This window comes from Zhongshania sp. R06B22, from assembly GCF_040892595.1.
In the GTDB taxonomy this organism is placed as follows: domain Bacteria; phylum Pseudomonadota; class Gammaproteobacteria; order Pseudomonadales; family Spongiibacteraceae; genus Spongiibacter; species Spongiibacter arctica.
The window spans coordinates 953,065-967,649 of record NZ_JBFRYB010000001.1; the positions used below are offsets into that span (position 1 = coordinate 953,065).

The 14,585-nt window shown below is 49.2% G+C and carries 11 protein-coding genes and 1 other RNA gene; 9 read left to right on the forward strand and 3 right to left on the reverse strand.

Going from position 1 to position 14,585, the window contains the following annotated elements; translation table 11 throughout:
* Nucleotides 1-154 precede the first annotated feature (154 nt).
* Nucleotides 155-616, reverse strand: coding sequence for a MarR family winged helix-turn-helix transcriptional regulator (locus AB4875_RS04330; protein WP_368374823.1), 462 nt, complete (start codon nucleotides 614-616; stop codon nucleotides 155-157).
* Nucleotides 617-737: 121 nt separating this feature from the next.
* Here AB4875_RS04330 and AB4875_RS04335 point away from each other — a divergent pair, with 121 nt between their 5' ends.
* The 8 genes from AB4875_RS04335 to AB4875_RS04370 all read left to right on the forward strand — a co-directional run bounded on the left by AB4875_RS04335 (nucleotide 738) and on the right by AB4875_RS04370 (nucleotide 10,245).
* The gene (locus AB4875_RS04335; protein ID WP_368374824.1) at nucleotides 738-1,187 is read left to right on the forward strand and encodes a DUF1499 domain-containing protein; all 450 of its coding nucleotides are present in this window, start codon (nucleotides 738-740) and stop codon (nucleotides 1,185-1,187) included.
* Between the two features lie 30 nt (nucleotides 1,188-1,217).
* A complete protein-coding gene (locus AB4875_RS04340; RefSeq protein ID WP_368374825.1) occupies nucleotides 1,218-2,624 on the forward strand; it encodes a dihydrolipoyl dehydrogenase family protein in 1,407 nt (468 codons plus the stop codon).
* Between the two features lie 69 nt (nucleotides 2,625-2,693).
* On the forward strand, nucleotides 2,694-3,668 hold the full coding sequence (locus AB4875_RS04345; RefSeq protein WP_368374827.1) for a zinc-dependent alcohol dehydrogenase family protein: 975 nt from the start codon (nucleotides 2,694-2,696) through the stop codon (nucleotides 3,666-3,668).
* Nucleotides 3,669-3,802: 134 nt separating this feature from the next.
* Nucleotides 3,803-5,605 (forward strand): arylsulfatase, encoded by a 1,803-nt coding sequence (locus AB4875_RS04350; RefSeq protein WP_368374828.1) that lies wholly within the window; start codon nucleotides 3,803-3,805, stop codon nucleotides 5,603-5,605.
* Nucleotide 5,606: 1 nt separating this feature from the next.
* Nucleotides 5,607-6,926: a hypothetical protein gene (locus AB4875_RS04355; protein WP_368374829.1), complete on the forward strand. Its 1,320-nt coding sequence runs from the start codon at nucleotides 5,607-5,609 to the stop codon at nucleotides 6,924-6,926.
* A gap of 624 nt (nucleotides 6,927-7,550) precedes the next feature.
* Nucleotides 7,551-8,786, forward strand: a complete 1,236-nt coding sequence (locus tag AB4875_RS04360) for an iron-containing alcohol dehydrogenase (RefSeq protein WP_368374830.1) — start codon at nucleotides 7,551-7,553, stop codon at nucleotides 8,784-8,786.
* Between the two features lie 290 nt (nucleotides 8,787-9,076).
* Nucleotides 9,077-9,502, forward strand: a complete 426-nt coding sequence (locus AB4875_RS04365; RefSeq protein ID WP_368374831.1) for a DUF4124 domain-containing protein — start codon at nucleotides 9,077-9,079, stop codon at nucleotides 9,500-9,502.
* Between the two features lie 14 nt (nucleotides 9,503-9,516).
* On the forward strand, nucleotides 9,517-10,245 hold the full coding sequence (locus AB4875_RS04370) for an NYN domain-containing protein (RefSeq protein ID WP_368374832.1): 729 nt from the start codon (nucleotides 9,517-9,519) through the stop codon (nucleotides 10,243-10,245).
* Between the two features lie 133 nt (nucleotides 10,246-10,378).
* On the opposite strand, the gene ssrA is transcribed toward AB4875_RS04370, so the two are convergent.
* Together ssrA and ppx are read right to left on the reverse strand one after the other, a co-directional pair.
* Nucleotides 10,379-10,740, reverse strand: a transfer-messenger RNA (tmRNA) gene (ssrA, locus tag AB4875_RS04375).
* A 52-nt stretch (nucleotides 10,741-10,792) separates the two neighbouring features.
* A complete protein-coding gene (gene ppx / locus AB4875_RS04380; protein ID WP_368374833.1) occupies nucleotides 10,793-12,292 on the reverse strand; it encodes an exopolyphosphatase in 1,500 nt (499 codons plus the stop codon).
* 143 nt (nucleotides 12,293-12,435) lie between these two features.
* Between ppx and ppk1 the strand changes: the two genes are divergently transcribed.
* Nucleotides 12,436-14,577 (forward strand): polyphosphate kinase 1, encoded by a 2,142-nt coding sequence (ppk1, locus tag AB4875_RS04385; RefSeq protein WP_368374834.1) that lies wholly within the window; start codon nucleotides 12,436-12,438, stop codon nucleotides 14,575-14,577.
* Nucleotides 14,578-14,585 lie beyond the last annotated feature (8 nt).

Genomic DNA, 14,585 nt, shown 5'->3' on the forward strand with positions numbered 1-14,585 from the left:
GCCGACAGGTTACCGCAAAACTATAAAAGCACAAAATAGTGGCGGAGTGAAATAGTGGTGTTATTTCTTAAATTTGAGATGTGGGTCGCTCTGCAGTCCAGCAATGGGCCGCACACGGAGGGATTGCAGATCGGTAGGTCGCGCTGATGCTGCTTTACTCATTAGCGCTGTCTTCAATGAGGCTGTTGCTAACAAGGGAATATAACTCTTCGGCCAGGGCCTTGAGTTGCCGTGCATCTTCCGGCGCCATCTTAATTTGGCAGCTAATATTATCGGGCGTTTGCTTGGCTCGTTGGGCTAGCTTCCTGCCAGTATCGGTAAGCAATACGAGTTTTTGGCGGGAATCTTCATCGGCTTTGATCATGCTGACGAGTTGCTTGCTCTCTAGTCGTTTAAGAATCGGGGTGAGTGTCCCCGCGTCGAAGCGAGTGCGCTGGACAAGGTCTTTTATGATGACTTTATCTTGATCCCACAGCGCCAGCATCACCAGATATTGAGGATAGGTTAGGCCAAGCTGTTCTAGTAGCGGTCGGTACGCGCGAATCAAGGCATTGGTCGCCGAATATAGCGAGTGGCAAATTTGATTTTTGAGCTTAAGTTGGGGGATGTCAGTCAATGTTGTTCTCCAGAGTCGAAACTATTTTGCGCACAAATCATTGACAGGTCAATGCTGGCCTGCCATTATTTTGCGCACAAAGTATTTTTCATTTATCGAGGTCTTTATGAGGAATAGAGTCGTGCAAATTGTTTTGGGTGTAATCGGGATTCTTGTTGTGGCGTTTCTGGTCCGGGTGGTCATTGAGGGTAATCGCGTGCCTGAGCTGGGCGTGAAGGATGGCAAGCTGGCTGCAATCAGTAGCAAGCCCAATAATGTGTCTTCACAGGTGGACGATCCTAAGAAGAAAGTGGCTACGCTGGCGTTTAAAAATTCGGCGGCCGAAACCATGAGCGCCTTAAAGGCGGCGGTCGCGGCCTATGGCGGTGGCAGTATTGCAGCGGAGTCTGAAGATTATTTGTATGTGATCTTTACCACCTCATTAATGCGCTATCGCGACGACGTCGAATTCTGGCTCGATGTTGACAACAAGCTTGTTCATTATCGATCTTCAAGCCGCGCCGGCCATTCCGATATGGGCTTGAATCGCAAGCGTTACGACAAGATTGCCGAGCTATATCAAGGTCTTTAATTTCATCATCACCACTAAATGGAGGCCAATATGAAGGTGTTCGATCTGATTGTTATCGGCTCTGGTGCTGCGGGATTGACCTCGGCGTTTACAGCACTGGGCTTTGGCAAAAAAGTCCTGATAGTTGAAAAACACCGCAGTGGTGGTGAGTGTACTTGGTCTGGGTGTGTGCCCAGCAAAGGCCTGATCAATGAGGCAAGCGATGTGCATATTGCTCGTCAGTTTGCCGATATCAAGGTAGATACGGCGGCGATTCTCAAGCGAGTTCGTCTGATTAGCGAGGGTATCTACGAGCACGAAACGCCAGAGGTGTTAGAGAAAGCCGGCGCGGTGTTTGTGCAAGGTGGCGCCGAGTTTGTATCCCCTAATATTATCTCGGTAAACGGCGAGCAATTTCAGGCTAAGAAAATTGTGATCGCCACCGGCTCGTCGCCGATGGTGCCGCCAATACCGGGTTTGGATGCCGTACCGTTTCTGACCAACGACAATTTCTTTGAGCAGGATAGCTTGCCGGCTTCCATGGTCGTATTGGGAGCGGGTGCCATCGGTATGGAATTGTCTCAGGCGATGTGCAGGCTGGGTGTGAAGGTCACGGTCGTTGAAATGACCCCTGAGGTTATGTTTCGAGAAGAGCCGGAATTCTCAGCCATCATTCGCGACAAGCTAACTGCCGAGGGAGTGAGCTTTTATCTGGGTGCCAAGGCGAGCAAATTCGAGCGCAGTGAACTCGGCGTTAAGGTGTATGCCGAGCAGAATGGTAAAGAAATTATTGTAGAGGCCGAAGCCCTATTAGTGGCTTTGGGGCGCTCGCCAAATACCGCTGATCTAAACCTAGACGCGGCCGGTATTGAGACTGATCGCGGTATAAAGGTCGACGCTTATCTGCAGACAGCGGCCAAGGGCGTATATGCCTGCGGCGATGTGGCGGGTCCGTATCTATTGAGTCACATGGCTAATTTTCAGGGCAAGATTGCCACTATGAATGCGGTGTTACCTATTAGGCGCAAAGCCAATTACGAGCATGTGGCTTGGGCGACGTTTACCGACCCCGAATTTGCCCGTGCCGGTTTAACCGAGGCCGAAGCGCGTGAGCAGTGCGGAGATTCGATTCGGGTATATAACTATGATTTCGACAAGCTTGACCGCGCCAAAACCAAGGCCGGTGATATGGGTCGCATAAAGCTCATTACCAGTCGAAAAGGCAAGGTACTCGGTGCTCATATTATTGGCAAACGGGCGGGTGAGCTTATTGCTGAAGTGCAGGTGATGAAAACCCTTGGGCTGAACTTTGCAAAATTACAGGGCGTGATTCATCCCTATCCCACCTATGCAGACGCGCTCCGCCAGATTGCTCAGCAAGTATTTTTAGACAATTTATTGAACCACCCCGTGGTGCGATTTTTCCGCTGGGTCGGCGGTATTTTTAAATCCAAGTAGACCTGCGGAAAATAATTTTTAGGTGTTGCCCGGCATTTATCTGGCAGCGCACATTGTAAGGAGCAAGATATGTTAAAAGCACAGTACAAGGTACGCGGGAAAATTCCCCAAGACGTCATTGAAGCGGTTGAATTTGAGGTGCCCGAGCTGGCAGAAGATGAGGCTTTGGTGGAATTGATCGCGTCACCGATCAACCCGTCTGACGTGCTTACCTTAACGGGTGACTACGGTATATTGCCGCCCCTGCCGGCCATTGGTGGCAATGAAGGTGTGGGTAAAATCGTCAAGCTCGGCGGCAAAGGTCCTGCACTTGGACAAACCGTGATGTTGCCCGTAGGTATAGGTACTTGGTCTACGCACATGGTGTGCAAAACAGCGCAGCTTATTCCGGTTCCTAATGAAGCGGATCCAAAGCAATTGGCGATGATGACCATCAACCCGCCAACCGCGCTTCTGATGCTCGAAGAGTTTGTTGATTTAAAGCCTGGCGACTGGGTGATTCAAAACGCCGCTAACTCTGGTGTGGGCAGCTACCTAATCCAGCTGGCCAAGATTAAAGGTTTGAAGACCATCAATGTGGTGCGCCGCGAGTCCGCTGTTGAAGGCGTTAAAGCCCTGGGTGCAGATGTCGTCCTAGTTGACGGTCCCAAGTTAGCGAAAGAAGTGGCCAGCGCCACTGGTGATAATCTGCCCAAGTTAGCCATTGATGCCATAGGTGGCGCTGCTACCGACAGATTGGCTGCCTCGGTTGCGATGGGCGGTACGCTGGTCAATTACGGTTTAATGAGCGGTGAGCCCTGTCAGGTTTCGGCAACATCCTTTGTATTCCGCGATGTGACCCTAAAAGGCTTCTGGTTGGCCCGCTGGTTCCGCAATGCTACGCCAGAAAAGCAAATGGCGGTGTTTGGCCAAATTACCAAGTACATTGTAGAGGGCAAGCTGCAAACTAAAATACATGCTGAATATCCGGTGAGTGAAATTAAACATGCTGTTGCCGCGGCGGCCGAGGGTGGCCGAGATGGGAAAATATTAGTGACTGGCTGATGTTTAGCGAGTGAAGAAAAGGGCGAGCTGTACTCAGTTCGCCCTTTTTTTTGCTTAACTGGGCGGGCTATCAATCAGCTAAGGGATTGGATATATTGGCATATGCTAAGTCAATTCTTTTGATGAGAGTCGCAATGAGTATCCATTCTAAAAATAATAAGATGAATAACAGGCTGTGTTTGTCGGTATTTGCCATCGCGCTGTTTGGCCTGCTGCTAGCGACTACCCCGGTACTTGCGCAGACCTCACCGAATATTGTGGTGATTCTTGTTGATGATGCCGGCTTGATGGACTTTGAGCCCTTTGGCGGTGAAGCGCGTATGCCTAGCATTCAACGCTTGGCAGACCAGGGTGTTCGTTTTAGTAACTACCGAACATCGCCGCTTTGCGCACCGTCGCGCGCCATGTTGCTAACGGGTGTTGATAATCATCTTAACGGCGTGGCGACAATCCCCGAAGTCATACCCAAAGAACATGAAGGTAAACCCGGTTACTCGCTAGCCCTTGAGCCGGGTGTAAAAACCATTGCGGATCATTTGCGGGCGGCGGGCTACCGAACGTATATGACGGGCAAATGGCATATGGGGCGGCGAGTTCAAGACTTGCCCGTGAGTCACGGCTTTGACCGCTCCTTTGCTTTAGATGCCTCTGGTGCAGATAACTGGGAACAAAAACCGTATATGCCGTATTACACCACGGCGCCCTGGTATGAAGATGATCAGCCCGCCACCTTGCCAGAAGACTTTTACTCCTCCGCTTTTATCGTCAATAAAATGATCGACTATATTGATGCCGACAACAATACCGCAGATAAAAGCGCGCAACCCTTCTTTGCCTATTTAGCCTTTCAAGCCATTCATATTCCCATTCAAGCGCCAAGAGAATTCACCGAACACTACGACGGTGTTTACGATCAGGGTTGGCATGTATTGCGCGAGCAGCGTTGGCAAAAAGCCAAACAGCTTGGCCTCATTCCCGCTGATGCCGCCTTGGCCGCGATGCCAGAAGGGCTGCGCGATTGGCAAAAGCTCAGTGATGAAGAGCGGCGTTTTTATACTAAAGCCATGGCAGTCAATGCCGGTATGCTCGAAGCCATGGATCATCATATCGGCCGCCTTATCAACTGGCTTGAGCAGAGCGGCCAATTGGAAAATACACTCTTCGTAGTAACGTCTGACAACGGCCCCGAGTTTAACGATATTGTTAATACCGCAGGCATAGGATTGTGGAAAGTAGTCAGTGGCTACAATAGCGATATTGATACCATGGGTGAAAAGGGCAGCTTGGCTTCCATAGGCCCAGAGTGGGCATCCGCGGCGGCATCGCCTAATAAAATGTTTAAATTTTATAGCAGTGATGGCGGTATTCGGGTTCCCCTAATTATTGCAGGACCGACGATACCCCAAGGCACAATGCAATCGTCGCTGGCTATGGTCACCGATATCACACCAACCATATTGGACTATCTCGGTCTGCCTGCATCGCTAAGCGAAAACGATATTGGCATCACCGGTCGCAGCTTAAAGCCGGTGCTAAACGGTAGTCGCGAGCAGACCTATGGGCCCAGCGAAGCCGTCGGGCTGGAAGTGGCGGGTAATGCCGCGCTATTTAAAGGCCAGTATAAATTGGCGCGCAATCTGCCTCCCCACGGCGATGGTATTTGGCGCCTGTACAATCTCCATAAAGATCCCGGTGAAACCAGTGATCTAGCCGAAGCCGAGCCTGTGGTCTTCAGCACCATGCTCGCCGACTACCAGCAGTACGCAGCGACGCACGGCGTGCAGAGCATGCCCGAAGGCTATGACGCCCTTGAACAAATTAAACGCAACACCTATAAAAAACTCTTTAGCGCCTATTACTTCTACATAATTCCGCCACCGCTGTTATTGCTGGCAGTGTTGGTTTGGCTAATCAAGCGTCGGCGGCGAGGGCAATAGCGTGGCTGCTGATATTACCAACCGCAATGCTGTTGCCAGCGGATACTACAATAGTCCCTGGTCTTGTGAAGATGGCGGCCCTGAGCGCTTGCAAATGCCAACCGCCACTAAAGGCCTAAATATTCTAGCGACAGATAGGGTGAAGCTGGTGAGCCGGCGGCTGCTAATAGGTAATATGGTGCTGTTGCGAGACCCCGGCGAAGTGTATCTCATGCACCATGATACTCTGCGAAGAGGCCTGGGATTTGACTGCCACTCTTACATTGAAAAAATTGACCCGCAAACATTGGTACCCCTTAAAAAGTCTCCCAAGCTTGCCGGCGGTCCATTTTGGCCGGGTGGCTTTGCCATTCATCGCAACGGCGATCTCTATGTGACATTTGGCCGTTACATGCATCGCTTGAACCCAGACTGCGAATGCATCAATAGCTTAAAGCTGCCGCAAAACTTACCGTATAACTCCCACGTAATATTGGATGGCGGCTATCTCGTCACCAAACCGATTGCCGAGGACGGCCAAACACAATTACTACTCATTGATCCCGATACCCTGACTATCAGTCATGCCATCGAGATGCCAGAGCCGTCAATCTCGAGGTTAAGCGCGGTGGGGAACACCGTGTATGTCACGGGTGTTACCACCATTTATCGGTATCATTTTAATGCTGCCGGTAAAACATTAGAGCGCGATAGCGACTGGGCGTTTAACTATATCGACAATGCCCTCCAAAATCCGGGGCAAAGCTATGGCTGGGACCCCGTCATTGATCAGCACAATATTTGGTTTATGGACAACGGCAAGCATACCGCCAATAAAGCACTATCGATGCTAAATGAGGGTGTGGCGACAAGCCCCAATAATATTATCCGTGTCAGTGTTAGTGACAGCAGTGATTTTAGTATTACGCCTATTAGCGGCATGAGTGGGGGAAGCATCAGCAATCCGCCACTGTACTGTAGCCAGCGTCGTATTTTAGTGGCCTACGACTCGGCCAATGCATTTGTAAAGGCGTGGCGGCATGATCTTAAAACTAATGAGCTAACAGCCTTATGGCAACGTGACGACTTTGGTATGGCTGGTCACGGGCTCTATTTTGCAGATACCGGTGAATTGGTCACCGAAGACTATCGCAGCCTAAAAACCTGGCGAGGTCTGAAAAACGGCGAAGAAAACGTCATTCTCGATATTGAAACCGGCGAGGAAAAAGCCCGTTTTGCGATGAATAATTACGTGCAGTCTTTTTGTTTCTCCGCGCCCGGTTTTGCGCGTGATTATTACTGGCTAGGCTTAGACAAGCTGACCCATGTGACTTTTGATTAAATTCTGCTGCGGCCTATCATAAAAGCCTTGTCCTCTCCCTTCGCACTGACGTCGCTTGGCCACACGGTTGGCGCTATAAAACCGTCTGCTGCAAGTAGCCCTTCAGCTGTCACATTACGATAAGGTAATCTTGGCTCTTAACGATACGTTTGGGGTCGGCCGCTGCCAAGATGAGGCGCCTGAGGACTAACCCCACAACGGCGACCCTGATAGCCTAGCGTCTTACTTATGATCATCTATTAATAATAAGTGTTTAAGTAGCGCGCCGTTTTTTCGGCGGTCTTGGTGCTGTACTCTTTCTTCACGATAATTACTTAACGCCTGTAAATATGTTTAGAATAGGGTTTGGCTGATATATAGCCGCTGATGTTCAAACTAGGTTTATGATTGAGCCCTTAAAGTGTCGCGAGTCACCGGCTGGTCTCAAAATGCCCAAGCACTTCGCGTAGCTAAGCGCGCTGCTTAGGCATTGCAGCACTAAGATGCTGAATAAAGAACAGTGGCTAAATACTGTTCCCAAATACCAAGGCGAAACGGCGTAGCTGCCGATGACCCGCGCTCTAGGGGGCGGTTTGTGTCGCAATATTTGACGTGATTTTCTGTGATCGACTAGTGGAGTTTAGAATGAGTAAGTTTTTTAGAACCTTATTGCAGCGCACCTACTTAGCGTTGATTACGATTCCTTTTAAATTGATGCCATCGCTGGCCTATATGGCGTTTACTGGCCAAGGCAGCACCGCGCAACTGTGTCGTCACATTGCGCGCCAGGGCATTCGTAGAGTGTTAGTGGTCAGTGATAAGCCCCTAGTGAACTTGGGTATTGTTGCCCGGGCGGTGGATGTCCTTACCGAAGAAGGGGTTAGCTGCACAATTTATGACGGCACCTTGCCTGACCCAACCTTTGCCATGGTCGATGACGGATTAGCACTGCAGGCGCAATACAATTGCGACGCGGTACTGGCGATTGGCGGTGGTTCATCTATTGACTGCGCTAAAACCATTGCATCGGCAGCAACCAACGGCAGAGATGCCACTAAACTGGTTGGCTATTTCAAAGTTAAGAAAGCTCCTTTGCCACTTTTTGCTTTACCAACAACCTCAGGCACTGGCTCAGAGGCGACTATTGCTGCGGTTATCTCTGATCACCACAGCCATGAGAAATTCTTTATTGCCGACGCCAAAATGCTGCCAGACGCGGTTGCCCTAGATGCCGATTTACTACTCGGTATGCCCGCGCCGATTACCGCCGCAACAGGAATGGATGCCTTAACCCACGCAATCGAAACGTACATTAGCCTGTGGGGTACAGACAGCAGTGACGCCCATGGTTACGCCGCTGTAAAAATGATTTTTGAATATTTGCCCCGCGCTTATAAAGACGGTAACGATGCGGTAGCTAGAGAGCAAATGTCGATTGCCGCCTACTATGCCGGCATGGCAATTAACGATGCTGGCGTGGGTAATGTGCACGCTATTGCTCACCAGTTGGGGCGTCACTATGGCACGCCTCACGGCTTAGCTAATGCTTTGGTCATGCCAGAAGTTCTGCGCTTTATGGCCAAGACGTCGCAACAGCCACTGGCTAAACTAGGACGACTTATTGAAGTCGCCACTAGCAGCGATAGCGATCTGCAAGCAGCTGAAAAATTCATTGATGCCGTTGCAGATTTAAATAAACGCCTAGGTGTGCCCGATCAACTGGATCGTTTAAAGGAAGCGGATATTCCAGAAATTGCCATCGCAGCAGTAAAAGAATGCTCAGGCTACCCGGTCCCTATTTTGATGAGCCGTGACGATTGCCAAGCTATCTTACGTACTCTGCTAAGCAGCCCAGAAGGTGCACCAGTGCTAGCCTCATGATTGAGTAGCGATTTCGCGCAAGCATAAAAAAAGCCGGCAATTGCCGGCTTTTTTTATGAGCGAATGCTTATAGTTGCGTTAGTTTAGGCGGTCTTGCTAGGGCAAGGTAGGCAAATAGGGTCATGCAGCGGGGAGTGAGTCTTGATTTTCCGTAGCAGATGATTAACTCTCTCAATACAGAGGCGGCCCGCTCAGGTATGGCGAGCTAATTTATAATAAAGATTTAGTTAGTTGAGCATGTGGAAGATATTCTCCACTCATCTAATCCTTGTCGGTTTCAGGGATGAAATATGCAGATTGTTAGGTTTGCGTTTGCGATAGTTGCTATTTGTCTTGGTTCGGCGGTATCGGCAGAAGTCTATCAATGGACAGATTCAAATGGCCGCGTTCAATACTCGGACGTGAAGCCTAGCGATGGCACGCCATATAAGTCACGGCATGAGTTTGACTTGCCCTACCTTCATCGCGCCGATCCAGTAAAACCTCAGCGGTATTCCCCGCCCACAAAACCCAAAACATCTAGGCCGCAAGCAACAATGATTGAGCGACAACGTATTGGGCGCTCTAGGGATGATTCTTACCCGTGCAAAGGGTATTTGGAAGCATTGGAGCAAATACAAGACAGGATGCGTCGAGGTTACAATGTGCGCCAGAGCAATTACTATCGTGAGAAAAAACGTGATATCTCAGACCGCTACTACAAAGAGTGCCGCTAGGGCCAAGGAGTTACATGCCAGAGCATAAAAGAATAGCGCTTCTTATCGATTGCGATAACGTAAGCCATAATTCTATTGAAGGTGTGCTAAAAGAATTGGCCAAGTATGGGATGGTTAATGTTCGCCATGCTCATGGAGATTGGAATAATCCATCCTTATCTGGTTGGATTGAGCGACTGCATCCACATGCAATAAGACCAATGCAGCAGTTTGCTTATACGAAAGGGAAGAATGCAACCGATTCAGCGATGATCATTGACGCCATGGATCTTCTATACAGTAACAATGTTGATGCATTTGCTCTAATGACGAGCGATAGTGACTTTACTCCTCTGGTGCTTCGGATTCTTGAGAGCGGTTTACCCGTATACGGATTTGGTGAAAAGAAGACACCGAAGCCCTTTGTCGACGCATGCTCCCCGTTTATATACACAGAAAATCTTGTCACCGAAGACGACGAAAAGTCGATTAGCGGCTCTAATGTTGAGAAGCACGATAGAACTAAACTAAGGTCTAATACCTCGCTAGTTAAGTTACTCAGAACCGCGGTTGAACAGTCATCAGAAGATGATCATTGGGCGCACATGAGTAGAGTTGGCCACTACATATCAAATAATAGTTCATTTTCTGCAATAAATTATGGTTACACAAAGCTTGGCGACTTAATTCGGGCAACAGAGTTGTTTGAGGTTCAAATGCGAAACAATGGTTCTGCCATGTATATCAAAGACGCTCGGAAATAAATTTATCACGGGTGTGGGCAGTTGGATTTTGGCTTTGCTTAACGCCTCTAGTAATTGGCTTGTTATTAGCGAGGCATAACTCAGATTGGGGGCAATAAAAAACCCCAGCCCTTTCAGGCTGGGGTTTGATACTTGGTGGAGCCGGCGGGAATTGAACCCGCGTCCGTCAGTCCGCCACTCAGGGCTCTTCACATGCTTGGTTTCCGTCAATTAATTTAACCGCAAACAGCCCGACGGGCAGGACGTTATTGGCGATTCCGATAAGTGTTTCGCGGCTCGGTCTCAGACATACCTTACTCGCTAGCTTGTTCTATATGACAGTCGCGTCCCATTTACAAGCATCTGGTAGCGACCGCTAACCGGGGTTTAAGCGGCTAGAGCGTAGTTGTCGTCGTTGGCAACTATTAGGTTTACAGCTTTGGATTTACGTGATTGGCTGTCATCACGGCATGCACCACAGAGCGTTGTAACCGGCGTCGAATCCAAATCGGCCCCAGACCGGTAAGTGTAACGCTTTGCGTTGCCTGCGGCCAGTGTGTTGCCGCGCTTAGTTTTTACGTTTGATACTTAGTTTGATGTTTAGTGACTTATTGAGTAGATCAGCTTCGTCTTCTAGATCTGCGGCAATGAGAGGGTTGATGCTTAGCCAGTCGTCGGGAATGGAGAGGGTAAGTTCCTCTGCCCCTGTGCTAGTTAGGTTAATGCCTTCTGGGAGTTTTTTAGGTTGCCGGCGTCGATATAAAATACAGGCTAAGCGAAGCACGCAAATTAATGGCCAATCAGCGGTTACTCCGTACGTCAGAGTGCTGGGCTGTTTGGGTTTGCGGCGATGGTTGGCTACTAAAAAGCTGAGCCGCGCTTGTTCTTGCCGTGAAAATCCGGGCATGTCTGCATTGCCGAGAATATAAGCACCATGTTTATGATAACCGCCATGCGCTATGGCAAGACCGAGTTCGTGGAGTTGTGCTGCCCAGCGCAGTAACGGTTCTGCCTCGTGTTGAGGGGTGCTTATTTGATCGGCGAGACTGGGCAGGAGCCTTGCGCATAAATCGGCAATGCGATTGCCTTGGGCGCTGTCGATGCCGTATTGAACAATAAACTGATTAATGGTGTCTTCGCGTTTGTCTCGGTGATGCAGTCGGCCGGCGAGGTCGTGGATAATGCCTTCCCTGATGGCGTAGGCCGAGACGTGTAAGCCTTGCATGTCCAGTTCTTGGAAGATGGCGTAAAGCACGGCAAAACCGCCAACGAAGACCTCTTTGCGATCATCACTGAGGCCGGGAATATTCAGGTTGCGGCTGGTGTCAGTGGCGAGCAATTGATCTTTAAGCTTTTCCAAACCCTCTGCAGAGATATAGCCAGCGTCGCTGAACTTTTGCTCTGAAAGTATTTTGCCTATGCTACGAATTGTGCCTGAGGAGCCGACGGCTTCGTCCCATTGGTCGCGAAAGGGTTCTACGTAGGGGCCAATCATTTGCCTAGCGGCATTAACCGCCTTTTTAAACGCTTTTTCGCTGATGTCGCCGTTTTTGAAATAGCGCATACTGAAGGTGACACAACCCATGGGTAGGCTTTCGAGCTGGCGCGGCGTGTTAGTGCCAATGACCAGTTCGGTGGAACCACCACCGATATCAATGACGAGGCGGCGTTGTTTTTCTGGCGCGAAGTCATTGGCGACGCCAAGGTATACAAGGCGAGCTTCCTCGGTGCCAGATATAATGTTGATAGGCAGTCCCAGTACAGCTTCCGCTTTGGCCATAAACTCGTTGGCGTTGGTAGCTGCGCGCAGGGTGTTGGTACCCACGATGCGAATTTGTCTGCGCGGCACGCCCCGTAGGCGATCGGCCATTTTTGTGAGGCTTTCGAGCGCGCGCATTTGTGCATCTTCGCTTAGGCAGCCATCATCATCTAAGCCGGCCGCGAGCCTAACCATGTCTTTATGGCGGTCTATGACACGGAGCTTGCCCTCTTGAAAGCTGGCAATGAGTAGGTGGAAACTGTTCGAGCCCAAATCTAGGGCCGCGTAAGAGTCGCAATTTTGAGCCATGTAGTAAAAATTCCTTGATGGGGGTTTAGTGTATCGGCTGGGCAGGTCAAAATCGACAGCTTAAAGATGTCATATTAGTGACATCATAATTTATTAAGCTGATAGGTGGTTTTTATTAGATTTTTAAGTGGAAAGGGTTGGTGATGAGCGGGCAGAGCGAAGTAACAACGTGGATTGCTAAAGAACTGAGTTGGCTATCGTTTAATGAGCGAGTTTTGCAGGAGGCCGAAGATCCTGAGGTGCCTGTTATTCAGCGTATTCGCTACTTAGGTATTTTCTCAAATAACCTTGATGAGTTTTTCCGTGTGCGGGTTGCTGACGTGCGGCGTTTGGCGGCGTTCTCGCCACCGTCAAAACAAGATGAGTACAAGGCACTGTTGGAAGAAATTCGGCAGATGGTGATGAAGTTACAGCATCGCTTTGATGCTGTGTACCAAGAAAACTTAAAGGAGTTGCGGCGTCGCAAGATTTATTTGGTTAGTGAGCGCCAGTTAGATGAGACCCAAACTAAGTTTGTGCGAGAGTATTTTCATTCGCATATTCAGCAAGAGTTAGTACCGATCATTTTAGATGATGCTAACCCGATTCCGGAGCTCAATGATGCTTCGATTTATCTGGCTATTAAGTTGAGTAGCGAGCAGCAAACTCGTTTCGCACTGCTTGAAATCCCCACTGTCAGATTAGATCGCTTTATTCGTATTCCCGGCCGCAAAGGCAAGCATGGCAAGGTGCTTATAGCCTTAGAAAATATGATTCGCGTGTGTTTGCCAGAGGTCTTCCGCGGCATTTTCCCTATGGGTGAGACAGCGGCATATACTCTAAAGCTAACACGAGACGCAGACTTAGAATTGGGTGAAGAGGTCACGCACACCTTTGTAGAAAAAATGACCCAAAGCCTGAAGCGCCGGAAGAAGGGCGATCCGGTGCGCTTTGTTTACGACGGCGCCATGCCTAAGGATCTGCTCGAATATTTGGTGAAGCGTTTGGGCTTAGGACGTTTGGATTCTATGATTCCGGGCGGGCGTTACCATAACTCTAAAGACTTTATGAGTTTTCCAAATTTGGGCCCCGCGTATCTGGATAATAAGCATCTGCCTGTGATCCCGGTGCCGGCGATTGATCAGGCGGAAAATATTCTTAGCTGCTTGCGTGAGCAAGACATATTGCTGCATTACCCCTACCATAGTTTTAATTATCTAACCGACCTGCTCAAGACGGCGGCGATTGATCCCGCAGTAAAAACCATTAAAGCCAGTCTTTATCGCGTAGCCTCTAACTCGCATGTGGTCGATGCCTTATTGAATGCGGTGGCTAATCACAAAGAAGTGACAGTGGTCGTTGAATTGCAGGCACGGTTTGACGAGGCCGCAAATATAGCCTTGTCGCAGCGTCTTACTGATGGTGGCGTGAATGTGATACTCGGCGTGCCTGGGCTAAAAGTGCACAGCAAGTTGATTTCGATTGTGCGTCAGGAAGGCAGTGTTCAAAAATACTACTCCCATATTGGCACCGGTAATTTTAATGAGAAGACGGCCAAGGTTTACACTGATTTTAGTTTGTTGACCTATGATCAGGCCTTAGGCGATGAGGTTGCAAAAGTATTTGATTTTATTGCCTACAACTACAAACGTCATGAGTTTAAACACCTTGGTGTGTCGCCGCTTAATAGTCGTGAACGTTTGCTGGGCTTGGTTGAAACCGAGATTCGCAATGCTAAAAAAGGCCGCGAGTGCGGTATTACGCTGAAATGTAATAATTTGGTTGATCGTGAACTGATTGATAAATTGTACAAAGCCAGCTCGGTTGGCGTGCCGGTGCGCTTAATTGTCCGAGGCATGTGTTCATTGGTGCCGGGGGTTAAAGGGCTTAGTGACAATATTGAAGCGATTAGTATTGTGGATGGGTTTTTAGAGCACCCTCGTGTCTATATATTCCGCAATGCCGGTGAGCCGCGCTACTTTATTTCGTCTGCAGACTTAATGACGCGAAATATTGATTTTAGGGTTGAAGTGACTTGCCCTGTTTATAGCAAGACCTTGCAGCACACCTTGCAATCTATTATAGATTTGCAGTGGGCTGATAACGTGAAGGCGAGAATACTTGATGCGTCACAGAGTAATGTCTTTAAGCCTAGAAAGAAGAGTGCGGCTAGAATTCGCTCGCAACTATTAACTCACAAGTTTTTGAGTACTGGTAAGTTACCGCGCATGGCAAAGCTGGAATACCGGCCGCGATTGAAGCCGAAGCCGGTGAAAGTGAAGGTGAAAACCAAGACGAAGAAATAGCGCTTTTA

Coding starts and splice junctions, on each gene's coding strand:
- AB4875_RS04350 (WP_368374828.1), top strand. CDS start 3,803: ATGAGTATCCATTCTAAAAATAATAAGATGAATAACAGGCTGTGTTTG.
- AB4875_RS04370 (WP_368374832.1), top strand. CDS start 9,517: ATGCCAGAGCATAAAAGAATAGCGCTTCTTATCGATTGCGATAACGTA.
- AB4875_RS04360 (WP_368374830.1), top strand. CDS start 7,551: ATGAGTAAGTTTTTTAGAACCTTATTGCAGCGCACCTACTTAGCGTTG.
- ppk1 (WP_368374834.1), top strand. CDS start 12,436: ATGAGCGGGCAGAGCGAAGTAACAACGTGGATTGCTAAAGAACTGAGT.
- AB4875_RS04340 (WP_368374825.1), top strand. CDS start 1,218: ATGAAGGTGTTCGATCTGATTGTTATCGGCTCTGGTGCTGCGGGATTG.
- AB4875_RS04345 (WP_368374827.1), top strand. CDS start 2,694: ATGTTAAAAGCACAGTACAAGGTACGCGGGAAAATTCCCCAAGACGTC.
- ppx (WP_368374833.1), bottom strand. CDS start 12,292: ATGGCTCAAAATTGCGACTCTTACGCGGCCCTAGATTTGGGCTCGAAC.
- AB4875_RS04365 (WP_368374831.1), top strand. CDS start 9,077: ATGCAGATTGTTAGGTTTGCGTTTGCGATAGTTGCTATTTGTCTTGGT.